Genomic DNA, 25235 nt, shown 5'->3' with positions numbered 1-25235 from the left:
TCGATATCAGAATGCCCGTTCGCCGGCGATCCATGTCGCCTGCGGCGCCATGGCGCGATCGAGATGGACGAAATCGGCGGTATATCCGGCGGCGATTACGCCCCGTTCCGCACCGAGGCCCAGAAATTCCGCCGGCTGCACGCTGGCCATGTCAACCGCCTGCGCCACCGAAAGTCCCGCCATGTCCACGGCATTGCGCACGGCGCCCGCCATGTCGAGCGACGCGCCCGCCAGCGTGCCGTCCGCGCCCACGCAGCGCCCTTCCGCCACGGTGATCTCGCGGCCGTCCAGTTCGAAGCTGGCAAGGTCCGATCCCACGCAGGGCATCGCGTCCGTCACCAGCATGAAGCGCTCGAGCGGGCGGCTCGCCAGCGCCACGCGCATCGCGGCGGGATGGACATGGTAGCCGTCGGCGATCAGCCCGCACCAGGCCGTGCGGTTCTCCAGCGCCGCGCCCACCATGCCGGGGTTGCGGTGATGAAGCGCCGACATGGCATTGAACAAGTGAGTGACCCCGGTAACGCCCATGTCGAAGGCGGCACGCGCGGTTTCGTAATCGGCGTCGGAATGCCCCATCGCGATCACCACCCCGGCGCCGGTCAGCGCACGGGCCTGATCGGCGTGAAGATATTCCGGCGCGATGGTGAACAGTACCTTGCCGGCGCGGGGGCGCGTCAACAGGTCCACCATGGCATCGTCCAGCGGGCGCAAGTTGCCTTCGGTATGGATGCCGCGCCGCTTCGCGTTGAGCACCGGCCCTTCGACGTGGATGCCGATGCAACCGGGCACCCCGGCCGCAATCGCCTCGTCCGTCGCGTCCAGCGCCGCCGCGATCACGTCAGGCGTCGCGCTGATGAGCGTGGGCAGCATGGCGGTCGTCCCGAACCGCGCATGGGCGGCGGCGATCGCGGCGATTCCCGCCACGGTCGGCGCATCGTTGAGCAGCACGCCGCCGCCGCCGTTCACCTGCACGTCGATGAAGCCCGGCACCAGCCAGCCACCGTCGAGATCGACGATTTCGTCGGCTTCCGTCCCGCGCTGCGCGGCCAGGATGCGCCCCTGCTCCACCGTCACCACGGCATCGCGCGCCCAGGCGCGATCCAGATAGACGTTGCCGTTGACGAAGGCGGTTTTCATCACAGGGTCTCGGTTACCTTGCGCAAGTGGGCCGGATTGTCCGGGTCCAGCCCGCGCGCCAGCGAAAGTGCGTTCACTTGCGGGTAGAAGGACTGGATCATCAGCAGCGGTTCCAGCGCCGCATGGCCCGCAAGCGCGGCCAGCGTGCTTTCCCCGAAGGGTGCCTCGGCATCGAGCAGCGCGACTTGCGCACCGCGCCCGGCAAATTCGCGCGCGGCATCGCGCACGCTTTCGCCGCTGGCGTCGGACGTGGCGAAGGCCACGATGGGGAAGCCTTCGTTGATGATCGTCATCGGGCCGTGGCGCACTTCGGCGGCGCTATAGGCTTCGGCATGAAGACCGCAGGTTTCCTTGAGCTTCAACGCGCCTTCCTGGGCGATGCCGAAGCCGTATCCGCGCGCGATCACGAAAAGGTTCGTCGCTGCGGAAAGCCGTTCGACCAGATCGAACGGCGCGGTGCCGGCGGCAATGGCCAGCGCATCGGGAAGCCTGCCGAGCGCCTCCGTCAGCGCGGCGTCGCCGGTCCACTGCGCGACGATGGCGGCGACCCCGGCAAGCGAGGCGATGTAGGACTTGGTGGCCGCAACGGACTTCTCCGGCCCGGCGTGAAGCGGCAGCACCCACTGCGCCAGATCGGCAAGCGGGGCGGTCTCGTCATTCACCAGCGCGACGACGCGGGCACCCGCACGGCGATGCGCCTCGACCGCCGCGAGCAGGTCGGGGCTACGGCCACTTTGCGAAATGGCGATCACGAGCACGCGGCCCGGCTGCATCTCGGCGCCGAACACCGACGAAACGCTGAGCGCGGAAGAGGACACCGGCACACCGGCCAGCGTCTCGATCAGGTATTTGGCGTAAGTCGCCGCGTTGTCGGACGACCCGCGCGCGCAGGTCACCACCACCGAAGGCGGGCTGCCGCGCAGGTCCTGCGCAAGCGATGCGAGAGTGTCCTGGTTGCGGGCCAGGAACGCGCGGACGGCCTGCGGCGCCTCGGCGGTCTCGCGGGCCATGAGCGACTGGGACGGATGAGCAACTTCGGATTGCATTGCAGCGAAATCTCCTTCGCACCGCCCCCGGTCGGCGGAAAAGCGCCAGACGGGAGCGTCTGCTTACCAATATCTACATAAGTTCTATATTGGTATTCCCCAACTGCAGGCGATGCGCAATTGGTTTCGCAAGGGCAAGCGCGTTTTTCTTCCGGCACCACCCTCGCCAGCGGTCGCTGCGTGTCGCTCTACCCCTTTTAGGTGTCGTTCAACCCGCCTTGCCCACGCGCGATGGCAGCCTGCAGCCGGGCCACCTCGGCAGCGTCCGTCACCGGCCGGATTCCCTTCTGGAAGCCCAGTTCTTCCAGCCGCCCCGATGCCGCTGTCGCCGTGCCGGGGGTGCGGCAGGAGGCGTGAAACTCCTCAATTCCGGCCGCGCGCAGAGCCGGCACCGCCTCGGCCGAGACCCCCGATCCGGCCAGAATCACGATGCGCCCGGCGGCCAGTTCATGGAGATGCGCAAGCATCCGCACCCCCTCGGGCGCCCGCACCGCGCCGCCGGACGTCAGTATCCGGTCAAACCCCATCGCCACCGCCTGCTCCAGTCCGTTTTCCATGTCGTCCAGCACGTCGAAAACGCGGTGCAAGGTCAGCGAAAGCCGCGCCCCGCGCGCCGTTCCCGCCCGCCGGGCATGATCGAGCCAGGTGCCGAGAACCGCCAGGTCAAGTCCGCCCGCAGCGCCCGCCCCGATGACGATTCCCGCCAGCCCCGCTTCCGCGGCCAGATCGATATCGTCGCAGACTTGCTCGGTTTCCTGCGGCCCGTAGACGAAATCGCCCTCTCGCGGGCGGCAGAGCATATGGACGGGAATCGGCGCCTGCGCCGCCAGCCGGACCAGCGAACGCGGCGGCGTCAGCCCGCCCAGCGCCAGCGCGCTGCAAAGCTCCACCCGGCCGCCACCCCCGGCGACAGCGGCAGCAAGACCGGCGGCATCTTCGACACAGATTTCGAGCACTTCGCCCCTTCCAAAAGACATCCGGCCCCGTCACGGCCGGCGATTCGCACTGTCGGAAATTGGACATACTTTGGCCCGACGCGCCATCCCGTTCCACCGCAAAGCCAATGCCGCCAACAGCCAGCCCAGCCGCCGCAACCTCCCATTTTCCCACCATTCCCGCCAATTTTCGACCACCTCGGCACGCAAGAAGAAATTTACGGTGGACAGGAGGATCTATTTTGGTGACATTGAATTAGGACATTGGCTTTGTATTGGCATTGTCCGCAGGAAGTTATCGGGCACGCATTTCCGCAAACATAACGTCACGGCGCGCTCACGGGTTCGGGTCATGAGGAAAACTATGATGAAACTAGCACGCGCGATGCTGCTGGCGACGAGCGCCACCATGGGCTTCGCCGCCCCCGCCTTTGCACAGGAAGCCCCGCAGGACCAGAACGACCAGGACGCGATCGTGGTCAGCGGAATCCGCGGCGCACTGACGAACGCGATCAACGTGAAGCGCAATGCGGACGCCGTGGTCGATGTCATCACCGCCGAAGGCATCGGCAAGTTTCCTGACCGCAACGTCGCGGAATCGCTGTCCCACATCCCCGGCGTCAGCGTGGACCGCCAGTTCGGCATCGGCGAGCGCGTCTCCATCCAGGGCACCGACCCGGCGCTCAACCGCGTCCTGATCGACGGTCACACCATCGCTTCGGCAGACTGGGGCGGCAATTCCGGCGACGTGACCGGCCGTACCTTCAACTACTCGTTGCTGGCGCCGGAAATCGTCTCGCAGATCGAGGTGTTCAAGTCCCCCGAACCGCGTATCGACGAAGGTTCGCTGGGCGGTACCGTGATCGTGCGCACGCGCAAGCCGCTCGATCTCGACAAGAACACCATCAACGGTTCGATCGGCTACGGCTACAACGATCGCTCCGAAATCGGCAATCCGCGAGGCTCGCTGCTCTACAGCTGGAAGAACGACAGCGCGACCTTCGGCATCCTGGTGGCGGGCACTTACGACAGGGATTCGCTGGCCCGTGCAGGCGTCGAGTACTTCGGCTACAACAGCGGCTCGGACTTCACGTCCACCGATGCCGACGGCAACGTCACGCTGAACAACCCGAACGCAGTGCTGACCGGCGGGACCGCCGAAGACCTGGCCAACGCCCGTTATCCCTACGGCATCAACCACGCCTATTTCAAGCAGACGCGCGAGCGCATCGGCGGCCAGTTCGCCGTGCAGTGGGCGCCCAGCGACCGCCTCGAATTCAACCTTACCGGCCTTCACATCGAAGGCACCTACAACAACTTCAGCCAGTCGCAGTACGTGGTTCCGACGTGGGCCGCCGGCGCGCTGGAATCGGCAACGATCTCCAACGGGCTCGTCACGGACGCATCCTTCGGCGCGACCAACCTGCCCTCCACCAGTTCGCAGCTGGACATGAACTACCGCAAGACCAAGGTGCGGACCGACAGCTACAATCTCGACACCACGTGGAAGGCAACCGATCGCCTGACGCTGTCGGGCAACGTGGGCTGGACCAAGGCCACGGGCGGCACCAACCCCGAATACCTGATGAACCTCCAGTCCAACATGCCCTTCAGCTACAGCTACGGGCAGAACCAGACTTCGGTGACGTTCTCCACCCCGCCGACCGACCCCACCGCGTTCTTCCGCTCGGACCTGCGCGATGTCACGCTGCCGGACGGCAGCACCATCCAGGCATACCAGATCGGCGGCATCGCCACCTCGCGCCAGCGCGACAAGGAGCATTACGGCCAGTTCGACGCCAAGCTGGACGTGGACGACGGCTTCTTCAAGTCCGTGCGCATGGGCGTGAAGGCATCGGATCACGTCAACAGCCTGCGCGCCACCGGATCGCAGGTCTACCTGACCGATCCGATCAGCCTTGCCGACTACGACTACACCCTGACGCCCTCCGGGCTGTTCAGCGGCCTCGGCTCCGGCGGCAACGCCAACCAGTTCGCGACGCTGCACAGCGGCGACGTCATCGACACGCTGAACAACGGCATCTACGTCGATACCGGCCTCGACGAAGGAACCTCGTTCAAGGTCCGTGAGAAATCGGCCGCCGCCTATGTGCAGCTCGACTTCGAAACCGGCCCGATCCGCGGCAACGTGGGTTACCGGGCGGTCTATACCCAGGACGTTTCGGACTATTACCTCTACACCGCCGAAAACGACACCTACACGCCGACCCGCGCCACGAACGATTATCTGAAGGGCCTTCCCAGCATCAACGTGAGTTGGGAAGTGAACGACCAGCTCAAGCTGCGCGGCTCGATCGCCAAGGTCATCGCCCGTCCGCGCTACGGCCAGCTTGCCGGCGCCTTCAGCCGCAACGACACGCAGCTGACGGCAGGCGGCGGCAACCCCGACCTCAAGCCTTACGCCTCCACCAACTACGAGCTTTCAGCCGAATGGTACTTCGGACACAGCGCGCTGCTTTCGGCCGAGTATTTCCGCCGCGAAATCTCGTCCTACATCGTGACCACCACGAGCCAGCAGGTGCTGTTCAACAACCTGACCCAGCAGAACGAGACCTATATCGTCTCCAGCCCGGTCAATGCCTCGAACGCCACCGTCAACGGCGTGTCACTGGGCTTCCAGACCCCGATCTGGGGCGGCTTCGGCATCCTGACGAACTACACGTTCGCCGACGCGAAGGGCGGCCGGGACGCCGACGGAAACGTGCTCAACCTGCCCTACCTCTCGAAGCACACCATCAACGTGATCCCCTACTTCGAAAAGGGTCCGTTCCAGGCACGCGTGAGCTGGAACTGGCGCAGCCACTACTTCACCGGCATCGGCCGCCTGAATTCGGTGGATTCGACCGACGGCTATCACCAGCTTGACGCATCGATCTCCTACAAGATCAACGAGCACTTCACGGTTCAGGCCAATGCCCAGAACCTACTGGATTCGACGTATTACTCGTACAGCGGCACCAAGTCGGCGCCGACCGCCTTCTACAAGAACGGGCGCGTCTTCGCGGCGACTGCCCAGTTCAGCTTCTAAGTCCCGTGCAAAAGCGTGTAGGTCCTCCTCCTCCTCACTAAGATCTGCATGCACACGGGCCGGCGCCTGTCCGGGGCTTCCTGCCTGCGGACAGGCGCCGTCCTTTTATGAAACAGGCCTTGTAGAACGGGGCCTCATAGACTGGGGATGCCAGACATGACTGCCTTGAGTCGCCGCCACCTGATGTCCGGCTCCTGCCGCCTTGCGCTGCTGGCCGCCGCCGTTCCTGCCGGCGCGACCCGCGCTCTTGCAGCGGAAGCGGCGCCGGCCGGAACCGGGACTGATGCCGTGGCCGATCCCTTCATCGGCACCGGCGGCGACGGCCACACTTTCCCGGGCGCCACCCTGCCCTTCGGCATGGTCCAGCTCAGCCCGGATACCGACACTGCGCGCTGGGACACCTGCTCCGGCTATCACCACGGCGACGCCTCGCTGCTCGGCTTCTCGCATACCCACCTTTCGGGCACCGGCATCGGCGACATGCTGGACGTGCTAGTCGTGCCCTGCCGGGGCGAGGTCCGCCTAAAGCCGGGACCGCTCGACCGGCCGGACGAAGGTTATCGCCTGCGCTACGGCAACGAGGCGGCGGAACCCGGCTACTACCGGGTCCAGCTTGAAAACGGCGTGTCCAGCGAACTGACCACGACGCTGCGCACCGGCATCCAGCGCCACAGCTATCCTGCTGGAGAAGCCGGCCACCTGCTGATCGATCTCTCGCATCTCGTGCTCGATTCCTCGGACAAGTATCCGCTGATCGACGATGCGGAAATGGCACTCGACGCGGACGGCACTCTCACCGGCCAGCGCCGGGTTTTCCGCTGGGCCAAGGGCCGGCACATCTACTTCGCGATGCAGTTTTCCCGCCCGCCGAGCCGGGTGGAATTCTTCGGTGACGAAGACAGCCCCCAGCCTGCCGGCAGCAAGCTGGTCAAGGGTCGCCGCCTGAAGGCCGCCATCCACTTCGACGATGCCGGAAGCGCGCCGCTGGTGGTGCGAACCGCCGTTTCGGCCGTGGACATCGCCGGTGCCCGCGCGAACCTCGCGGCGGAGGCGACGCACTTCGACTTCGACATCTATCGCCAGGCCGCTGCCCGCGCATGGGCGGAGGAACTTTCGCATATCGAAGTGACCGGCGGCAGCGCCGAACAGCGCACGATCATGGCAACCGCGCTCTATCACGCTGCGATCGGCCCCACGCTGTTCTCCGACGTCGATGGCCGCACCATGGGGCTCGACCGCAAGGTGCACCAACTCGCGCCGGGCCAGAAAGCCTATAGCGCCTATTCGCTCTGGGATACCTACCGCGCCTTCCACCCCCTGCAGACGCTCATCCGGCCCGCGCGGGTCGAGGAGTTCGTTTCCGATCTTATACGCCAGACCCAGCAGAGCCCTTATGGCCCGCCGGTCTGGCCGCTGCAGGGCGTGGAGACCGGCTGCATGATGGGCTGGCATTCGGTGCCGGTCCTTGCCGAGGCCATGGCCAAGGGCATCCCCGGCGATTACGCGGCCGCCTGGCCCAATATCCGCCGCCGCTCGTTCGACTTCACGATGCCCGTGCTCGACAATGCCCGCGGCATTCCGGAATATGACGCCAAGGGCTACGTCCCTGCAGACAAGGTCTTCGAAAGCGTCAGCCGCACGCTCGAATATGCCTATGACGACTATGCCGCCGCAAGGATCGCCGGCGCCGCAGGTGCTGCAGACGACGCCGCGCGGCTGAAAGCACGTTCGGGCAACTGGAAGAACGTGTTCGACACGCAAACCGGATTTGCCCGGCCGCGTCTCGACGACGGTTCCTGGACCGAGCCCTACGATCCGGTCGAACTCGGCCATTCGGACAAGTGGCGCGATTTTACCGAGAGCAACGGCTGGCAGGCGACGTTCCTCAACCAGCACGACGTCCATGGCCTGGCCGAGGCGATGGGCGGCCCGGCCGGGCTCGAAGCCAAGCTGGATGCCTTCTTCAACGCGCCTTCGACCCTGCCGAAGAACGCACCGCCGGACATCAGCGGCATGGTGGGGCAGTATGCGCACGGCAACGAGCCCTCGCACCACGTTGCCTATCTCTACGCCTGGACCGGTGCGCACTGGAAGACGCAGGCCATGGTTCGCCGCCTGCTGGCGCTGATGTACCGTGCCAGGCCGGCAGGCGTGATCGGCAACGACGATTGCGGCCAGATGAGCGCCTGGTACGTGCTTTCGGCTCTGGGTTTCTACCCGGTCGATCCCGTCAGCGGCATCTACATCTTCGGCAGTCCGCTGTTCGAGGAAGCGCGGGTCAGGCTGGGCAATGGCCGCGAACTGATCGTCAGCGCACCGGGCAACCGATCCGACCGCCCCTACTACGGCCGCGTGGAATGGAACGGAAAAGCACATGACCGCTGCTGGATCGGCCACGAAGAGCTCATGAAGGGCGGCAGGCTCACCTTCCACATGCAGAACGTGCCTGAATTGGGCTTCGCCCGCGACCCGCACGGCCGCCCGCCAAGGCAGGCCTGAGACGGAATCACGCGACCTTTCCGCGATGAGGTGAGACCAATTAGCGACATATTCCGTCAAAAATCGGAAAAATCTAATGCCAATCTGAATTTTGGAATTGAATTTATTTAATACCTATGACAGCTTTGTTGCAAGGCAGGCTTCGGGAAGGGCGTGCCGTTCCGTAACTAACGAAAAATCGAGGTGGCCATCTCTGGCCGGGGGACAGTGGGCATGGGATTCTCGCGTCGCAACACCTTGGGACTTGCCCTGGCCGGATCGGTCGCGGCAGGAACGGCACGCGCTGCCGGCACCACGAAGAATGCCGTCGATGCCGCGCTCGTGGTGTCGACATGGGATTTCGGCGCGGCGGCGAATGCCGCTGCCTATGCTCGCTGGAAAGCCGGCGGAACACTGATCGACGCGGTCGAAGCCGGTGCGCAGGTGCCGGAAGCGGATCTTGCCAATCACTCCGTCGGGCTGGGCGGATACCCTGACCGCGATGGCCACGTCACGCTGGACGCGATCATCATGGACGACCGCGGCCATGCCGGCGCGGTCGCCGCGCTCGAAGGCTACGTTCATGCGATCTCCGTCGCGCGGCGCGTCATGGAACGCACGCCGCACACCATGCTGGTCGGCGACGGCGCGGCGCAGTTCGCACGCGAACAAGGCTTCGCAGCGCAGGAACTGCTGACGCCCGAGGCAGAGGCGGCGTGGAAGGAATGGCTCAAGAAGGCCGAATACAAGCCGGTGGCCAATATCGAGAACCAGCGTGGGTCGGCGCTCGACCATGACACGATCGGCATTCTCGCGCGCAGCCCCGACGGGCGCCTCGCCGGCGCCTGCACGACTTCGGGCATGGCTTTCAAGCTTCGCGGCCGCGTCGGCGATTCCCCGCAGTCGGGCTGCGGGCTGCTGGTCGAACCCGGCGTCGGCGCAGCCACGGCAACCGGCGTGGGCGAGGAAGTGACGCGCATTGCCGGTGCCGCAAGAGTGGTCGGCTCGATGCGCATGGGCATGTCGGCCATGGCCGCCTGCCGCGAAGCGGTAGAGCATATCGTTGCCTTGCGCGGAGACGCCGTGAAGGACGCCCAGGTCGCATTCCTCGCAATCGACAGGGACGGCCAGGTCGGAGCCTTCGCGATCCAGCCCGGCTTCACTTACGCGGTAACGGACCAGACCGGCCGGACCGTCATCCGTCCTTCGGAAAGCCTCCGCCGAGCCTGACCGCGCCCCGAGGCGCGAGCGAGCCGAGCGATTGCCCGACGTCCCCGCGCCGGAAGCCGGGCGCGTGCACCCGGCAGAACCAGATTAATACCAGGCAATATCAATACCAGGGAAGAAAAGGGGTAACGAATGAGGAAGATCACGAGACTATTGTTGGCGACGACCTGCATCACGGGTCTCGCTACCCCGGCGCTGGCGCAGAGCAATGCGCCCGACGATGCCGCCTCCGACAGCACGGCCAATTCCGCCGCAAGTGCCATCGTCGTGACCGGCTCGCGCATCAATCGTCCGAACTCGGCAGCGGCAGCGCCGATCACCTCGGTGACCAACGATGCGATCCGCGCACAGGCCGCCGTCAACATCGAGGAAGTTCTCAACCGCATTCCGCAGATTTCGCCGGACAGCCAGCAGAACTACCAGGATTCCGACGGTCGCCAGCGCATCAAGCTGCGCAACCTCGGCTTCGAACGTACCCTCACGCTGATCGACGGCAAGCGCGTGGGCACCATGAACGGCGTCGACGCCAACATGATCCCGACCTCGCTCATCAAGCGCGTTGACGTGCTGACTGGCGGCGCCTCGGCGGTCTACGGCTCGGATGCGATTGCCGGTGTCGTCAACTTCGTCATGGATGACGATTTCGAGGGCCTCCAGCTCAACGGCAACTACAACTTCTACCTCCACAAGAACAAGCGCACGCTGATCTCGGACGTTGCCAGCCAGTATGGGTTCGACCAGCCCGCCAGCGGCACGACCACGGACGGCGGCCGCGCGGACCTTTCGCTGACCTTCGGCAAGAAGCTGTTCGATGACCGGTTCCACATCAGCGGCTACGTCAATTACCGCGAAGCGGCGCTCGTGCCCTATTCCTCGCGCGAGACTTCGGGCTGCCAGCTGACCGAAGCGGTGAAGGATGGCCCGCTCAGCTGCACGGTATCGACCTACACACCCTACGGCTACATCTCGCCCCGCACCGGCGCGGCCAGCGGCGAACAGTACGTCAACAATCCCGACGGTTCGCGCACCTTCGTGCCCTATAGCACCGCGCTCGCCGCCAACCCCTATGACGGCTATTCCTTCCAGCGCGAAGACAAGCGCTGGAACGCCGGCGGCTTCACCTCGTTCGAAATCTCGGACGCGGCTGAACTCTATGGCAGCGCGATGTGGTTCCGCGACCGTTCGACCAACCCCTACCCGGCGCGCGTCTACAGCCCGACTGCCTATGGCGACGGCTCCTCGCCCTACTACGTCAATTGCAACAATCCGCTGATGTCGGCCTCGCAGGCGCAGACGGTGTGCGGCAGCTCGGCAGGCACCTCCGACCTCGTGCCGATCGAACTGCGCTACCGCTTCAACAACGTGAAGGACATCGAGGACGTCTATCTCAACAAGGGGCTGCGCGCGACCGCAGGCGTGCGCGGCCAGTTCGCGCAAGGCTGGAGCTACGACGTGGGCGGCGTTTATGCCCGCAATCGTCAGGACATCACCTGGGGCCAGCCTGACTACGACCGCGTCAACAACGCGCTCAACGTGGTCAGCGTCAACGGGCAGCTCCAGTGCGCCTCCGGCACCACGGATGGCTGCGTTCCCTTCGACGCCTTCAGCGCCAATTCCACCCTCAACACCCAGGCGCTCTACGACTACCTGACCGAGGGCAGCTTCGGCACCTCCACCACGATCAACACGCTCTACGACATGGTCGCCACCGTGCAGGGCGATCTTGGCACTTATGGCATCCAGTCTCCCTGGGCCGACCAGGGCGTGGCCATCGCACTGGGCGCCGAATTCCGCCAGGACAAGCTGAAGAGCTACGCGGACGACGTCTGGCGTGAAAACAACGGCGGCTCCGACGCCAACCTTTCGCAGCACGTCTGGGAAGGAAACGTCGAGCTTCAGGTTCCGATCATCGAGCGCAAGCCTTTCGCCGAACTGCTCCAGTTCAACGGCGCCTACAGGCTTTCGAAGTACAGCTCCAACCCGAGCGTGTTCTCCACCTGGAAGGCGGAAGCGATCTGGTCGCCGATCTCGGACATCACGTTCCGCGGATCGATCAACAAGGCGCAGCGCGCGCCCACGGTCGTCGAAGCCTACCAGGGCTCGAACATCAGCTATGACCGGATCACCACGGCCTACAACGACATCTGCGCACCGACGGTCACGTACACGACCGGCGCCAACGGCCAGCAGGTTCCCGTCTACGGCGCTCCGGCAGCTTCGCGCGAAGTCTGCGCGGCGACCGGCCTGGCGGACAGCCTCTACGGCAGCCCGACGCTGGTCTGCCCGACCGACATCGGCTGCACCGTGCGTCGCGGCGGCTATACCGTCGATCCCGAAACGGCCTATACCAAGACCTTCGGCGTCGTCCTCAAGCCCTCGTTCCTGCCCGGCCTCGTCGTCTCCGTGGACCGCTTCCTGATCGATCTCGACGATTCGATCGGCTACAACGACTACGACTACTTCTCGAACGGCTGCCTCCAGACCGGCAGCGAGTTCTTCTGCTCGATGTTCGTGCGCAATGCCGATGGCACGCTCTCGAGCAACCCGGGCACCAATCCTACCACCGGGTTCATCCGTGGCGGCACGACCAACTACTACAAGAGCAAGTCGCACGGCTGGGACTTCCAGGGCCAGTACACCCTCGGCCTCGGCCGTTACGGTGACCTCGCGCTGGACTTCTCGGGCTCGCTCACCACGCTGGCGGGCGGCCAGGATTCGCCGATCCTCGCCAAGTACAACTGCGCGGGTTACTACGGCGGTCCCTGCGGCCAGCTGATCCCCAAGTGGACCCACAGCCTGCGCGCCACCTACACGACCGAGGATCGCGCCTTCAACGCCTCGTTCAACTGGCGCTATGTCGGCCCGCTGACCAACGTGAGCAACTCGGGCGACCCGGCACTGGGCTGGAGCGAAAGCTCCGAGCGCGAGACGTTCTACCGGATCAAGGCGCAGAACTACTTCGATCTTGCGATGACGTTCCGCGTCGACGAGGCCTTCTCGTTCCGCATCTCGGCGAACAACATCTTCGACAAGCTGCCGCCGCTGCTGCCGAATTCCTACAACTACGGCCTGTCGCGGAGCAACACGCTCTCGGCACGGTATGACTCGCTTGGCCGCCAGATCGCCATCGGCGCGACGGTCAACTTCTGATCGGTTCCGCCGCGCCGGGCATGCCCGGCGCGGCGGCTCCCTTCCAAGGCAATGAATGTACCAAGGCAGTCGATGAACAATAAAAAGGCGGCGCCCCGCCGAAACAGAACGAAAATCAACGATCCGGGCAAAGCGCCTGAAAAGAAGAAATTGCCGCAAGCCGAGGATACCGCTCATCGTCCGCCCGTCCTGCGGGCCGTTGCCGGCTTCGATCCCGACTTCTGAACGGCGCCCCTCCCCGGTGTTCGGCGAGGCCGATCAATGGCTGGCGTCCAAAAGCGGCGGCAAGCCCGGGATGATTTCATGGGGAGAGCGGCTTCTTCACCTCTTCCTGCCCGAAATCATCCGCTCCATTTGCATTCGCTTGAAACCATGGCGTAAGTTCCGGCCATAAACTATCGCCGGAGCTTTCATGATCGATCGTCGCCGTTTCCTCACTTCCGCTTCGGCAGGTGCCGCCGCTGTTGCGGCCGGCCCCGCGCTCGCACGCGTGTCCGCGTCGCCGGCCGGTTCCGACGCTGCCCTTGCCGCCTTCATGGACAAGTACTTCGAAGTCCAGGTCGATGCCTCACCAGAGACGGCGACGCAGCTGGGACTGGACACCGGCGCCCGCGCCGCGCTGAAATCGCGCCTGACGATTCCCACGCGGGAGCAAGAGGAAAAGGACCGGGCACTCGTCCGCACTGCTCGCGCCCAGCTTGGCGCCCTCGACAGAGCTTCGATGAATTCGCGGGACGCGATCTATTACGACACGATCGCGGCGAACCTCGACTCCGTCATCAATACTTACGCCATACCTTATGGCCAGGGTGGCTGGCCGCAGGTCTACCGGGTCAGCCAGGGCGGCGGCGCCTACCTCAACACCGCCGATTTCCTCGACAACCAGCACACCATCAAGACGGCAAGCGACGCCGAGGCCTTCGTTTCGCGCGTGAACGACTTTGCAGACGTTCTGACCGCCGAGACCGACCGGATGCACGAGGATTTCGGCCTTGGCGTCATCCCGCCCGATTTCATCCTGAACAAGACCATCGGCCTCCAGGCCGGAATGCTGGGCACGGCGGCCGGCGAATCCACGCTCGTCCAGTCGATCGTGCGGCGCACGCATGAACAGTCGATCCCCGGCGAATGGGGCGCGCGCGTGGAAAAGCTGGTCTCCGAACGGGTCTATCCCGCGCTCCAGCGCCAGAACGATGCCTTGAAGGCGGCCCTGCCCAAGGCCGGACATGACGCCTCGGTATCGCGCCTGCCGCAAGGGGCGCAGTATTACGCCAATAGCCTAAACTACATCACTACGACCCGGATGTCCGCCGATGAGATCCATCGCATCGGGCTGGAACAGGTTGCCGATCTGACCGCCCGCTCCGACGCCTTGCTGAAGTCGCAAGGCTTCAGCCAAGGCACCGTGGGCGAACGCATGGCGGCCCTGATCGCCAACCCGGCCAACGTCTATCCCAACACCGACGCCGCGAAGGTGGAACTGGTGGCGCACTTGAACGAGCAGATGGCGGCGATGCAGGCGCTGTTGCCCAAGGCCTTCGGCCGCCTTCCCAAGGCAGGCGTGCAGATCAAGCGCGTTCCTCCCGAGATCCAGGAAGGCGCTTCGCAGGGTTACTACAATTCGCCCAGCCTCGACGGCACGCGCCCCGGAATCTACTGGATCAACCTGACCGACACCGCCAACTGGCCGAAATTCGGCCTCCCCACCCTCACCTATCACGAGGCGATCCCGGGTCATCACCTCCAGATCGCGCTCCAGCAGGAAAGCGCTGCGGCGCCCAAGCTCATGAACCTGCTGTTCTTCTCCAGCTATGCCGAAGGCTGGGGGCTCTATGCCGAGCAGCTTGCCGACGAACTGGGCGCCTATGACAACGATCCGCTGGGCCGGATCGGCTTCTATCAAAGCCTGCTGTTCCGCGCGGTGCGTCTGGTAGTCGACACCGGAATTCATTCCAAGGGCTGGAGCCGCGAACAGGCGATCCGCTATTTCATCGACAATACCGGCCGCGCCGAAGGCGGGGCGACCTCGGAAGTGGAGCGCTATTGCAGTTGGCCGGGCCAGGCCTGCGCCTACAAGGTCGGCCACAACGAATGGGTCCGTCTGCGCGAAAAGGCGCGGGCGGCACTGGGAGACCGCTTCGACATCCGGGGCTTCCACGACACGGCGCTTGCGGGCGGCGGAATGCCGCTGACCGTGCTTGAACGCGTCGTTGACGACTGGGTATCGACCAGCAGGTCATCCGCCGGCTGAACGCAACGCGATCGGACGAAGGATGGCAAAGGATGGGCAGCGGCTCCTCGGGGGCAGTCGATGAGACTGAGCCGCTGCCCGCCGCCTCCCCTAAAGACCTGCCTGCTGCATCACCATAGCGATAACAATTGTTTACATTTATGATGGCTGGCCTGCAAAGAAAGGGCCTCGCTCCATTGGGGGGAGCGAGGCCGGAGGTGGCGCCCGGTTCGAGCCCGGATCACTTCTCACCTCGATCACCATACATGGGGTATTTTTCGCTGGCGCGGGGGGTAATGCAGCGTCGCGATCGAGATGGCCGCAGCGGATTGCAACGGCCCGCCCAGCATAGGCGAAATCCCTCAGACGCGATGTAAAGCAGTGTAAATTCGCAAGCCGCTCAGTTGGCGAAGGCTTGCATGAGATGGACTTAGCCGCAAATTCACCTACGAGACCGCTCGACCCTGCAGGCCTGATCGGAAATGACGATGAAAGTACCCGCTTCACCGCTGCTCCTGGGATTGGCAGCCCTGCTGCCTGCATGTACGTCCCTGCCGAAACCCACTGTGAATGCCACAGGCGCTATTCCGCAGGCGGGCGGTATCGAACTGGTTGGCGGGCCGGCAGACGACGGCGACTGGCAGAGCGCTATTCTCGCCGATCTCGCAGCGCGGGGGTTCTCGCGCTCGGAAAGGGCGGATTATCTCGTCCAGCTCACCACGGCCCGGCTTCCCGGCGGGACAGGCCTCTTCGCGCCTCAGGACAAGGCGGACGAAAAGACCTGGCTCGTGCCGCCCACCCGGTCCCGTTCCACCGAACTGCGGGTCTATACGCTCGTCATCTCGCAGCGGGAGACGGGCCGGGAACTCTACCGCCTTGTCGGGCAAGAGCCGGTGAAGCAAGGCAGGCCCGGCGTCGAGGGCCAGCTCTTGCAGGCGTTCCTGACGCAGCTCGGCGGCTCCACCGCGACGGCAACCGCCCGGCCGTAAACGGTCCATTCCGCCGAGGCCGTAAACCTAGGCTTGTCCTTGATCGGCAAGCGGCAGGGCCAGCGTGAATGTCGCGCCTCGGCCAGCTTCGCTGGCGCAGCGGACCTCGCCGCGATGCCGCACCACAACGGTATGAACGAAGCTCAGGCCAAGCCCGACGCCATCCGTTCTTCTACCGGCGCCGAGCGGGCCGCGATGAAAGCGCTCGAAGAGCCTGTGCCTGTGTTCCTCTTCCAGTCCGGGGCCTTCGTCCACGATCTCACAGATCGCGCGCAGTTCGTTGTCATCTCCCGGCTCCTGCCGCACAGTGCAACGAATATGGCTTCCCACGGGGCTGTACTTGATCGCGTTGTCGAGGAGGTTGATCAGCGCGCGGGTCATGAGTGAACGCTCTACCCGCACGATCAGGCGCTCTTCACCGTCGGCGGTATCGATCGAAATCGATTTGGCCGTGAGCTGCGGCCAGAGATCATCGATCGCATCGATCATCATGTCCCCCAGCGCGACATCCTCCAGGGCATACTCGAGGCTTTCAGCGCGCGCGAGCTGGACGAAGCCATCGGCGAGACCAAGCGTCCTTTCCGCGTAGTGGCGAATGCGGCGCGCTTCTTCCGGCGCGATGTTCTCGCTCGGCGCCGTTTCCAGAACGGCGAGGATCGATGCCTGCGGGGAGCGCATGTCGTGAGTCAGGAGTTCGAGGATATCGTCGCGCTGGCGCTGCGCCGCCTTGGCCTCGCTTACATCCATGAACTGGACGATCCAGCCAACGAAGCCTCCATCGACGGAGCGCTGGGGCGCAAAGCGGATGGCGAAGAAATGGCCATCGTCCGTAATGGTGTCGAAACTGAGCGGCCCCTCGATCGGCATGTCGGGAAAGCGGATAGGCTCCTGGGATCCGGCCTGCCGGAAGCGGCCCAGCAGTGCAGCACCCTTGCCGGGCTCGCCGCTTCGGACCTGCTCCGGGCCGAAGAGGTTACCCGCCGATGCATTGGCGAGCAGGATTTTACCCTCACCATTCGTGACGAGGGTCGCGTCCGGCAACTGGTCGAGCCGTTCGGCGACGAAATGCTTCATGTCGCGGTTGCTCGTGATCGCGGCAGTAAGCAGTGAAATCGTCGAGGGCAGCGGTTGCCGCCCCTTCCTTGGGCGCTGTACAAAGATCGTGGAATCGGCCTCCAGACGCAGCAGTTCGCGGTGCATGAAGCGCTGCGTGATCGCGAGTTGCCGCCACCCCCAGATCGGATAGGCAATACAGAGAGCCAGGACCGCGGTCGCGGGCGGAAGCCAGATCCGTCCAAGGAGAAGCAGCAGGCCGGCGGCCGCCAGGACGGTCGCCGTTGCGGCTGCAAGGCCCAGCGCCGGGGAAACGCGCGGGAACGGGCCCATCAACAACATGAGCAGCCAGACCGGCACGACCGCAAAGCCGATCCGCGCCGCGATCCCCGCTTTCTCGATCATCAGATCGGCGAGCAGCCCGCGCAGGAACTGGGCATTGATTTCGAGCCCGGACATCGTGCCGAGGCCGGGAACAGAATAGCGCGGCCCGATACCACCGGCCGTCACTCCCACCAGGACGAACTTGCCGTGCAAATCCTGGACCGGAACTTTTCCCGCGATGAGCGATGCCGCCGGAATACGAAGCCACGGCTCGCCGGGGGTAAAGGGGATCAACCTGCCCGATCCGGGCATCTGCGCGCCTTTCCCGATGCTGCGGTGAACATCGTCCATCAGGTGCAGGCGGGAGCCGATCGGGGCCGGGGCTGAGCGCATCACCCCGTCTGCATCCACGAGGAAATCGGTAAAGCCCGTGCCCTTCGCAGCATTCCGCAGCAGCGGAATAGGGTCGACGATCCTGTTTCCTCCGCCCGGCAGGCCGCCTGCGCTGACGAAGAAGGGCAAGAACACGTTCCCTGCCCGCCCGATAGCGCCGGCCAGCCTCGAATCTCCGGCGGGCGCACCCGGCTCGGTGAAAAGCGTATCGTAGACGATCGCCTTCGGTGCCGCTGCGCTCAGCCGAGCGACAAGCCGCGCATGAATGCCGCGATCCCATGGCCAGCGGCCAAGTTGCGCAAGGGCGTCGTCGTCAATCTCGACCAGCGCGATATGGCCATCCGACTTTTTGGGATCGAGTTGCAGCAGATGGTCGTAAGCGGCATTGTCCAACCGCGAGAGCGCGTCGCCCAGCGTCAGGACAACAGCAAGAAGGCTGACGAGCACGGCAATGATCCACCATTCGGTCTTGAGGCGGACCGTGAGGTTCACTTCGCGGCCCCGACCCGCAGTTCATTGGCAGGCGACCATTTCGTGTAGACCCGCCCCTCGGCGGCCTCCATGCTCATCACCCGCCAGTAATAGGTACCGGCCGCGAGATCGGTAATGACGAAAGCATCCCCGGTCAGGCCGGTCTGGTCCACCAACGGCGCGGAACCATCGGGACTGCGCGACAGCTGGAAGCGGAAACTGGCCTCCGGAGCATCCGGCGCCTGCCAGCGGAACAGGAACTGCCGGTATCTGCCGGCACGACTTTCCTCGAAACTGGTTCGTAGCCGGTTGAGCCGTCGCTCGAAGCTATAGGTCGAGGCAAGGCCCTCAAGGTCGTTACGGTCCATGCCGGCCATGCGTACGAAATATGTCCCACGAGGCAGGCCCGCGAATTCGGCGCGCGGCACTTGCGCATAGGCTTCGTCCAGCACATCCAGGAAACCGGCATCGCGGGCGATCTGAAAGCGATAACGTGCAGCGCCGACGACCGGCCGCGCGGCGAAGACCAGTTGCTCCTCGGCCTGTACCCTGTCCGGCGACATCAGCTCTGGCGGCGCCAGCAGCGGCACGGGTGCCGCAAGCCCGTCGTTAGTGCCGAAGCCCGCCACGACGAACTGCTCCTTCTCCCGCGTCTCCCGGAACGCAACCTTGCCTTCCGAGACTTCGACTTTCGAAGCCCCGCTGGCCGGATCGTAGCTTGTACGGAACCGGGTTCCGCGCACCGATGTCATCGCGCGGGGCGTCAGGAACTGGAAGGTGCTGTGAGGGTCCGTCATCGGCGTGACGATCCCGGACGCCTGCCCCCGCTGCACGACGAAGCGCCGCTCGACGGATTCCGCCAGCAGGGTGCGACGCAGCCGCTCCACGCGCACACGGCTTCCGGGAGGAAGGGAGACGGTGGTGCTATCGGGCAGCCGCAGCGAAACGAACGAGCGCTCGCCCGTCTCGATCAGATCTCCCTCGCGAACCCTGAGCCCGACGGCCGCGCCTCGCGCGCCCACGAGCACGGCCCCCCTATAGCTCTGCACGACCGCCTCGATGGGTTCGCGGCGCAGCATGGAGCGCGGTATCTTGAGGATGCGCCCTACGGGAATCCGCCTCGGGTTGCCGATCCTGTTGAGCTTCTGAACCACCGGATAGCTCGCCGGATCGGCGAAATAGCGCCGGGCAAGATCGTAGAGGGTGTCGTTCCGGTTGACGCTGTAAGCGACATGGGCCGGCGTCTCCGCGCGGAGACCTGCCGAAGTGGCCAGCAGCGCCGCGGCAAGGGATGCGCGGCAAAGAAAACGAGAGTTCAAGTCAGGGCTTCCAGACGATAGCCATACGAGTAGATCGGCGAGAGCTTGAAACCGTTCGCCGGGCGCAGGTTGAGCTTCGTGCGCACGTTCGAGATGTGCGCGTCGAGCGTCCGCGTAGGCAGGTTCGGTCGCACGCCCCAGATCGCTTCGAGAAGGTAAGCCCTGGACAAGGCGCGGTTCATGTTCCTGAAAAGGAGCGTGGCAAGGGCAAACTCCTTCGCGGTGACGGCCACCGCTTCTCCCAGCAGCTCGATCGTTTCCGCCCGGCTGTCGAACCTGAAGGGGCCGAATGTCTCGACCGGGTTGGTGGGGGTGGGATACGCCCGCCGTGCCACGGCGGCCACCCGCGCCAGCAGGACGGCCGAGGATACCGGCTTGATCACGTAATCGTCCGCACCGGCGGACAGTCCGGCCACTATGTCCTCTTCGGCAGACCGGCTCGTGAGCATGAGCGAAGGCGGCCTGCTGTCCAGATTCTCGCGCATCCAGTCCAGTATCTGGAGGCCCGACATGCCCGGTACATTCCAGTCGAGGATCAGCATGTCGAAAGTCTCGCGGTGCATCTGATGCAGGAGGTTCTGACCGTCCGCAAACATGGCACAACTGTTGCCGCTGGCCAGCAGCGACTTCTCGACATAGCCGGCAAGGGCGAGATCGTCCTCCAGAATTGCAATCCGCATTCGCGCGTAGCCCCTGATCCGCCCCGGATTTTCCGCAGCACCATTGCCCCCGCAGGTAGCATATCAGCGCGGACCGTCCTGGGCAGCAGTCCTTCAGCCGGTTTTACAAGGTTTTACAAGCGCCACAAATTTGCACTCCTTTACATGACTTTTGCCCGCAAGAGGGGGAACAGGGGCGCTCATAAAAGTCGAACAGGAGGATGGATTCCATGGTGAGAGCTGCCTGCCCGGAAGATACCGGGTTTCCGGAAAGCCGCCATGACCGCTCCTCTGCCGATGTCACTCCGGTATTCGGCCGGTTCTTCGAGTCCGTGCCTTTCGCCTTCTGCATCCTCGATCGCGCCCGTCACGTCGTCTTCATCAACCGGCAGATGGCCGCGATTGCCGGCCATACGGTGGAGGAACTCGATGGAGCCTGCGCCACTACGATGTTTCCGCAGCTCGGCCCTATGCTTGAGCGATGCTACAGGTTCGCCGAACACGGCACCCCCCTGCCCGATATCCGAATCTACTGGCGGAGCCGCACCTACCTGCTCTCGTTCAGCGTGACTTACGACGCCGAAGGGCTGGTCGCGGAACTGCTGATCGGCGCCATGGACATCTCGCGGGAAGCCCGGATCGAGGCCCGGCTCCGGCAATCCCGCAGGCAGCTCCTGTCGTCCTTGCGCACCGACCATCTCACCGGGCTGCTCAACCGCAACGGCCTGGCAAGCGCGCTTTCCAGAGAGTTGCGGTGCAGCAATCGCGAGGAAACGTCCATGGCCCTGCTGCTTGTCGATGTCGATTACTTCAAGAACTACAATGACTGCTTCGGCCATCTCGCGGGAGATCGCTGCCTGGTCGCGATTGCCCGCGAGATCGCGCGCTGGGGCCGCCGTGCCGGCGATGCCGTGGGCCGCTTCGGGGGCGAGGAATTCGTCATGGTCTTGCCTGACACGGATGCTGCGGGCGCGCTGCGGGTGGCCGAAAACTGCCGTATTGCGGTGGAACGTCTTTCCATGACCCATCCGGAAAGTCCGTTCGGCCGGATCACCGTCAGCATCGGCGTGACCGTAAACGACGGCAGGCGCGGAAAGCCGGTCGATGCCGATCATGCTGCCCGCTGCCTTGGCGCCGCAGACCGTGCCCTTTACGAAGCGAAGGACGCAGGACGCAACACGATGCGCTTCAGCCATCTCTCCGACGATCACGAAATCGCCTCCCCCAGCTTCAATCCTTGAAGTTCACAGTCCGCCTGGAAGAATAGCGCTTCCTTTTGAGCGCATATTAATGTAGGTGCCTACATATATCAGCGGGACATTCCACATGCCGAACATTGTTCACTCTGCACCAGGCGTTTCCTTGAACCGACGAGCCTTCCTGACGGGTGCCGTGGCCACCATGGCGACACCGGCCCTGGGCGCCGCGGCGGCCTTGGACATAACGGCGGACAATGGCCGATTGGATGCCTTCCTGAAGGAACAGCTTCGAAACGGCGCCTTCCCTGGCATGGCGGTCGGCATTGCGCGGGCAGGCAAAGTCGTTCTTACGCGTGGGTATGGCTTTGCCAATGTCGCGCAGCGCCGGCCTGTGACGACAGACACGATGTTCCACCTCGCATCCGTCACCAAGACCGTGACGGCCACCGCGATCATGATGCTGGTTGAAGCAGGCCGGATCGAACTCGATGCGCCGGTAAATCGCTATCTCGACTTCGAAGTCCTCAATCCCGCCCATCCTCATGCCGCCATCACGGCCAGGCATCTGCTGATGCACGTGTCGGGTATCTCGGACGAAACTTACTACAAGGTGGATTTCCGGACGGTTGGCAAGGATTCCTCCCTCCCGCTTGGGACATTCCTCAAGGACTATCTCCTGCCGGACGGCAGACACTATTCGGTTACAGGAAGTTTCTCGCCAGCGGCCCCCGGCGCGAACTATGACTATTGCAATGTCGGTTATGCGCTGCTCGGATATCTGGTGGAACGTGTCGCGGACGAGGACCTGCGCGTATTCACGCAAGCCAGGATGTTCGATCCGCTTGGTATGCGGCAGGTCTCATGGACCATCGCCGGCGTGCCCAAGGCGTTGATGGCCACTCCCTACGACATCGTCGATGATCGGATCGTCCCGACCGAACCGGTCGGTTTCCCGGATTTTCCGGTGGGGATGCTGCGCGCCTCGATTGCAGGTTTCATGCCCTTTGTCGCTGCAGCCGCCAATCGCGGAGCGGCCGGGCCCGCGCAGATCCTGACGGCGACCGACCAGGCCGAGATGCTGACCATGCATGTACCGCAGGGCCTGCCGGATTGGGTGACAGGACAGGGGCTGGGCTGGATGGAATCCAGCGCACTCGGCAAGCGGCGGATCAACCATTGGGGCGGCGATCCCGGCGTGTTCACCGCCGTCTACCTTGATCCTGCCTCGACGACCGGCGTCGCGATCTTCACCAATGGTTCGGCTACGCCTGCGAGCAAGACTGCAATCAAGGCGATCGCCGAGCGCCTCCTCACCGGGCCGTTGGCATGACGGACAAGCGCATGGATTATAGTCGTGCAGTCGGCGGAGCCGCGCTGGGGGCCCGCTTACGCAGGCTTTCCGAAAGGATCGACCGCGAAACGGCACAAATCTACGCGTCGCAGGACGTCCACTTCGAACAGCGCTGGTTCGGTATTCTCAACCAGATCGTCCTGAACGGCGCGATGACGGTCGGCGAGATTGCCGATGCGCTTTGCGTCACTCATGTCTCCGTCAGTCAGGCCAGACGGGCGCTTGAAGCGGCGGGACTGGTCCAAGCCAGAAGCGATGAAGCCGATGCCCGGCGTCGGCTCCTCTCACTTACAGCGCAAGGTGACCGGCTCGTCGCATCGCTTGCCCCCCTCTGGAAAGCGCTGAACGAAAGCGCCGAGGAACTGGATGCCGAAGCGGGCCATCTCGTACCGCTGCTCGATCGCCTGGAGGACGCGCTCGACGGGCGCCCACTGGCCGCTCGCGTCGCCGCCCGCATCGATCTCGCCAACTAGGTCTATGCCACCATCGCCCGGCCGCTCAAAACGCCATCCAGCGGCGGCGACTTTAAGGCAAACCGGGTTCTGTTTCGCCCGGCGCTTTTGGCTTCGTAAAGCAGCTTGTCGGCCCGATCATAAAGAGATGCGAAACCTTCCTCCCCGTGGAGCACGGCCATGCCCATGCTGGCAGTGACCGCACGTTCAAGACCGGTAACGGCATTGGCGACGATTGCGGGAATGGCCCTGCGCCGAAGCTCGGCCTGAATCTCGGCATCGTCGCCGCGCAAGAGCAGCACGAACTCTTCACCGCCAAGGCGGTACGCGCAGACGCTCAGGGTTGGCTGAAGCGCGCGGGCGACCGCTTTTAGCACCTCATCGCCGACAGCATGTCCGTTCAGGTCATTGATCGCCTTGAAGTGATCAAGGTCGATGATCGCCAGCGCGGTGAAGCCTTCGATTCGAAGCTGGTCGAACTGCTGCTCTATCGCCCTGCGATTCAGCAATCCTGTCAGCGGGTCCGTTTCGGAAATCCGTTCAAGCAGTTCCGCCTCGGTGCGTGCGCCGTCTCGCTCCCGCTTCATCGTGACGAAACGGTCCGCCATGCCGAGCGTCGTGAAAAGGACTTCGCAAATACAGCCGATGTAGAACAGAAGCATGGCATCGGAACTGTGCGCCCAGGGGATCACGCCGGTCACCAGACGGATCAAACCCACCACCACCATCGGCGTATACCCAACGGCCTGAAACTTCGCGGCGCGACTGCCTCGACGCAATGCATCGATCATCGACAACAGGAATACGGCAAGAACCGGCGCGAACGCCGCGGTGTAGGCGCTCGACTGGATGGGCCGCGCAATGAACGGGAATGCCGCATGAAACACGCTCAGCAACAGTGACCATACCGCGCAGTAGGGCAGCAATCGCCGCAGGAACGGATGCATGGATCCGGGCTCGATGAAGCAGTACGTGAACATCGCCCCCGACCCGATCGTCATCCCGAAGATCAACGTCGCCATCCGGCTCAATGTCATGGCAGGGGGATCGAACAACATGACCGACAAGCCCGATGACACCACGATGGTTATCAGCAGCGAAAGCGTCAGCGCCGAGTGCCAGAGGACGAAAGGCTCGCGCAAGGCCCGGTAAAACGCCGCATTGAAGATGAGCGGCATGATGAGCATTCCGGCCAGCCCTGCGAGGACCAGCAGGGATCGCATGCCCGCAAGCCCCCCTGTCGCGTCCGCCCGCGCGAGATATCCCTTCTCGAGGGTCATCCGGTGGCTGGGCAGGTCAACCGCGACGATCACCTGCCTGGTCGCGCCCGTCACGTTCGGCAAGGGCGCTATGAAGTACCCGCCGGCGACCGAACTGCGCAGGGAGTCTGCGGGAATGGAGCGGCGGCGAACCGTACCATCCCGGTCGATGGCAAGCAGATGTATCGCCGCAAGCGCGCTCCGCCTTGAAAGGAAGAATCGCGGCAGCGGCTCGTCGGCATGGATTTCGAAGCGCAAGAGTGCGCGCTCGGCATCAATGGAGAATTTCCCGTCGCCACAAGACCATCGCCCTGCCTCCGCAGCTACCGCCAGGACGTCTTCCGACATGCGACCCGACGCCCGGCAGAATTCTCGCGTTTCATGCGTGGCAGCTACGTTGTTCCAACCGGCGCCGAAGCACGCCAGCATCGCCAGCAGCAGAAAGACCGCCAAGGACCATTTTCGATAACCGCTCGAAATCATCCCCCGCGGCTAGGGGAAAACGCTTTTAATA

Annotated in this window: 17 protein-coding genes; 10 read left to right on the top strand and 7 right to left on the bottom strand. The window is 64.2% G+C overall.

The window, feature by feature from the left end:
- Positions 1-6: 6 nt before the first annotated feature.
- The 3 genes from nagA to ACXJ16_RS18615 all read right to left on the bottom strand — a co-directional run bounded on the left by nagA (position 7) and on the right by ACXJ16_RS18615 (position 3160).
- On the bottom strand, positions 7-1137 hold the full coding sequence (nagA, locus tag ACXJ16_RS18625; protein ID WP_463923298.1) for an N-acetylglucosamine-6-phosphate deacetylase: 1131 nt from the start codon (positions 1135-1137) through the stop codon (positions 7-9).
- Positions 1137-2183 carry an SIS domain-containing protein gene (locus ACXJ16_RS18620; RefSeq protein ID WP_054435652.1) on the bottom strand — a complete coding sequence of 349 codons (1047 nt, stop codon included), beginning with the start codon at positions 2181-2183 and terminating at the stop codon, positions 1137-1139. The genes nagA and ACXJ16_RS18620 overlap by 1 nt, the downstream gene beginning before the upstream one ends.
- Positions 2184-2380: 197 nt before the next feature.
- The gene (locus tag ACXJ16_RS18615; protein ID WP_454798035.1) at positions 2381-3160 is read right to left on the bottom strand and encodes a copper homeostasis protein CutC; all 780 of its coding nucleotides are present in this window, start codon (positions 3158-3160) and stop codon (positions 2381-2383) included.
- A gap of 325 nt (positions 3161-3485) precedes the next feature.
- On the opposite strand from ACXJ16_RS18615, the gene ACXJ16_RS18610 reads away from it, so the two are divergent.
- The 7 genes from ACXJ16_RS18610 (at position 3486) to ACXJ16_RS18580 (ending at position 16241) form a co-directional block, all read left to right on the top strand.
- A complete protein-coding gene (locus tag ACXJ16_RS18610; protein ID WP_463922994.1) occupies positions 3486-6167 on the top strand; it encodes a TonB-dependent receptor in 2682 nt (893 codons plus the stop codon).
- A 156-nt stretch (positions 6168-6323) separates the two neighbouring features.
- Positions 6324-8666, top strand: coding sequence for a GH92 family glycosyl hydrolase (locus ACXJ16_RS18605; RefSeq protein WP_463922993.1), 2343 nt, complete (start codon positions 6324-6326; stop codon positions 8664-8666).
- A 213-nt stretch (positions 8667-8879) separates the two neighbouring features.
- A complete protein-coding gene (locus ACXJ16_RS18600) occupies positions 8880-9875 on the top strand; it encodes a glycosylasparaginase (protein ID WP_454798032.1) in 996 nt (331 codons plus the stop codon).
- 129 nt (positions 9876-10004) lie between these two features.
- The gene (locus ACXJ16_RS18595; RefSeq protein ID WP_324699467.1) at positions 10005-13022 is read left to right on the top strand and encodes a TonB-dependent receptor domain-containing protein; all 3018 of its coding nucleotides are present in this window, start codon (positions 10005-10007) and stop codon (positions 13020-13022) included.
- 51 nt (positions 13023-13073) lie between these two features.
- On the top strand, positions 13074-13247 hold the full coding sequence (locus tag ACXJ16_RS18590; protein WP_463922992.1) for a hypothetical protein: 174 nt from the start codon (positions 13074-13076) through the stop codon (positions 13245-13247).
- A gap of 187 nt (positions 13248-13434) precedes the next feature.
- Entirely contained in the window at positions 13435-15273 is a 1839-nt protein-coding gene (locus tag ACXJ16_RS18585) for a DUF885 domain-containing protein (RefSeq protein ID WP_463922991.1), read from the top strand.
- Between the two features lie 467 nt (positions 15274-15740).
- Positions 15741-16241 (top strand): DUF4136 domain-containing protein, encoded by a 501-nt coding sequence (locus tag ACXJ16_RS18580; protein ID WP_324699464.1) that lies wholly within the window; start codon positions 15741-15743, stop codon positions 16239-16241.
- 27 nt (positions 16242-16268) lie between these two features.
- Here the strand turns inward: ACXJ16_RS18580 and ACXJ16_RS18575 are convergent, their stop codons facing one another.
- From ACXJ16_RS18575 to ACXJ16_RS18565, 3 genes are read right to left on the bottom strand one after another with little or no spacing between them, the layout of a single operon-like run.
- On the bottom strand, positions 16269-18503 hold the full coding sequence (locus ACXJ16_RS18575) for a CHASE2 domain-containing protein (protein WP_132470199.1): 2235 nt from the start codon (positions 18501-18503) through the stop codon (positions 16269-16271).
- Positions 18500-19801: a FecR family protein gene (locus tag ACXJ16_RS18570; RefSeq protein WP_231635565.1), complete on the bottom strand. Its 1302-nt coding sequence runs from the start codon at positions 19799-19801 to the stop codon at positions 18500-18502. The genes ACXJ16_RS18575 and ACXJ16_RS18570 overlap by 4 nt, the downstream gene beginning before the upstream one ends.
- Entirely contained in the window at positions 19798-20481 is a 684-nt protein-coding gene (locus ACXJ16_RS18565; protein WP_185999528.1) for a response regulator transcription factor, read from the bottom strand. Before ACXJ16_RS18565 ends, ACXJ16_RS18570 begins: the two co-directional genes overlap by 4 nt.
- Before the next feature lie 209 nt (positions 20482-20690).
- Here ACXJ16_RS18565 and ACXJ16_RS18560 point away from each other — a divergent pair, with 209 nt between their 5' ends.
- The 3 genes from ACXJ16_RS18560 to ACXJ16_RS18550 all read left to right on the top strand — a co-directional run bounded on the left by ACXJ16_RS18560 (position 20691) and on the right by ACXJ16_RS18550 (position 23483).
- Complete coding sequence (locus ACXJ16_RS18560; protein WP_324699460.1) at positions 20691-21701, top strand: sensor domain-containing diguanylate cyclase; 1011 nt, start codon at positions 20691-20693, stop codon at positions 21699-21701.
- Positions 21702-21786: 85 nt separating this feature from the next.
- Positions 21787-22989: a serine hydrolase domain-containing protein gene (locus ACXJ16_RS18555; RefSeq protein WP_324699459.1), complete on the top strand. Its 1203-nt coding sequence runs from the start codon at positions 21787-21789 to the stop codon at positions 22987-22989.
- An 11-nt stretch (positions 22990-23000) separates the two neighbouring features.
- Positions 23001-23483 carry a MarR family winged helix-turn-helix transcriptional regulator gene (locus tag ACXJ16_RS18550; protein ID WP_443478802.1) on the top strand — a complete coding sequence of 161 codons (483 nt, stop codon included), beginning with the start codon at positions 23001-23003 and terminating at the stop codon, positions 23481-23483.
- A gap of 2 nt (positions 23484-23485) precedes the next feature.
- Here ACXJ16_RS18550 and ACXJ16_RS18545 read toward each other — a convergent pair whose 3' ends face one another.
- Positions 23486-25174, bottom strand: a complete 1689-nt coding sequence (locus ACXJ16_RS18545) for a sensor domain-containing diguanylate cyclase (RefSeq protein ID WP_324699457.1) — start codon at positions 25172-25174, stop codon at positions 23486-23488.
- Positions 25175-25235: the final 61 nt, after the last annotated feature.

This window comes from Novosphingobium sp. TK71 (genome assembly GCF_055361505.1).
The sequence above is the reverse complement of the archived record's forward strand: the minus strand, read 5'-3'. Positions and strand labels throughout refer to the sequence as shown.

Bases quoted from the DNA above. Each gene is read 5' to 3' on its own strand.
- ACXJ16_RS18615 (WP_454798035.1), bottom strand. From the start codon at position 3,160: ATGTCTTTTGGAAGGGGCGAAGTGCTCGAAATCTGTGTCGAAGATGCC.
- ACXJ16_RS18555 (WP_324699459.1), top strand. From the start codon at position 21,787: ATGCCGAACATTGTTCACTCTGCACCAGGCGTTTCCTTGAACCGACGA.
- ACXJ16_RS18590 (WP_463922992.1), top strand. From the start codon at position 13,074: ATGAATGTACCAAGGCAGTCGATGAACAATAAAAAGGCGGCGCCCCGC.
- ACXJ16_RS18580 (WP_324699464.1), top strand. From the start codon at position 15,741: ATGAAAGTACCCGCTTCACCGCTGCTCCTGGGATTGGCAGCCCTGCTG.
- ACXJ16_RS18610 (WP_463922994.1), top strand. From the start codon at position 3,486: ATGAAACTAGCACGCGCGATGCTGCTGGCGACGAGCGCCACCATGGGC.
- ACXJ16_RS18585 (WP_463922991.1), top strand. From the start codon at position 13,435: ATGATCGATCGTCGCCGTTTCCTCACTTCCGCTTCGGCAGGTGCCGCC.
- ACXJ16_RS18550 (WP_443478802.1), top strand. From the start codon at position 23,001: ATGGATTATAGTCGTGCAGTCGGCGGAGCCGCGCTGGGGGCCCGCTTA.
- nagA (WP_463923298.1), bottom strand. From the start codon at position 1,137: ATGAAAACCGCCTTCGTCAACGGCAACGTCTATCTGGATCGCGCCTGG.
- ACXJ16_RS18595 (WP_324699467.1), top strand. From the start codon at position 10,005: ATGAGGAAGATCACGAGACTATTGTTGGCGACGACCTGCATCACGGGT.
- ACXJ16_RS18605 (WP_463922993.1), top strand. From the start codon at position 6,324: ATGACTGCCTTGAGTCGCCGCCACCTGATGTCCGGCTCCTGCCGCCTT.
- ACXJ16_RS18565 (WP_185999528.1), bottom strand. From the start codon at position 20,481: ATGCGGATTGCAATTCTGGAGGACGATCTCGCCCTTGCCGGCTATGTC.
- ACXJ16_RS18560 (WP_324699460.1), top strand. From the start codon at position 20,691: ATGGTGAGAGCTGCCTGCCCGGAAGATACCGGGTTTCCGGAAAGCCGC.
- ACXJ16_RS18620 (WP_054435652.1), bottom strand. From the start codon at position 2,183: ATGCAATCCGAAGTTGCTCATCCGTCCCAGTCGCTCATGGCCCGCGAG.
- ACXJ16_RS18600 (WP_454798032.1), top strand. From the start codon at position 8,880: ATGGGATTCTCGCGTCGCAACACCTTGGGACTTGCCCTGGCCGGATCG.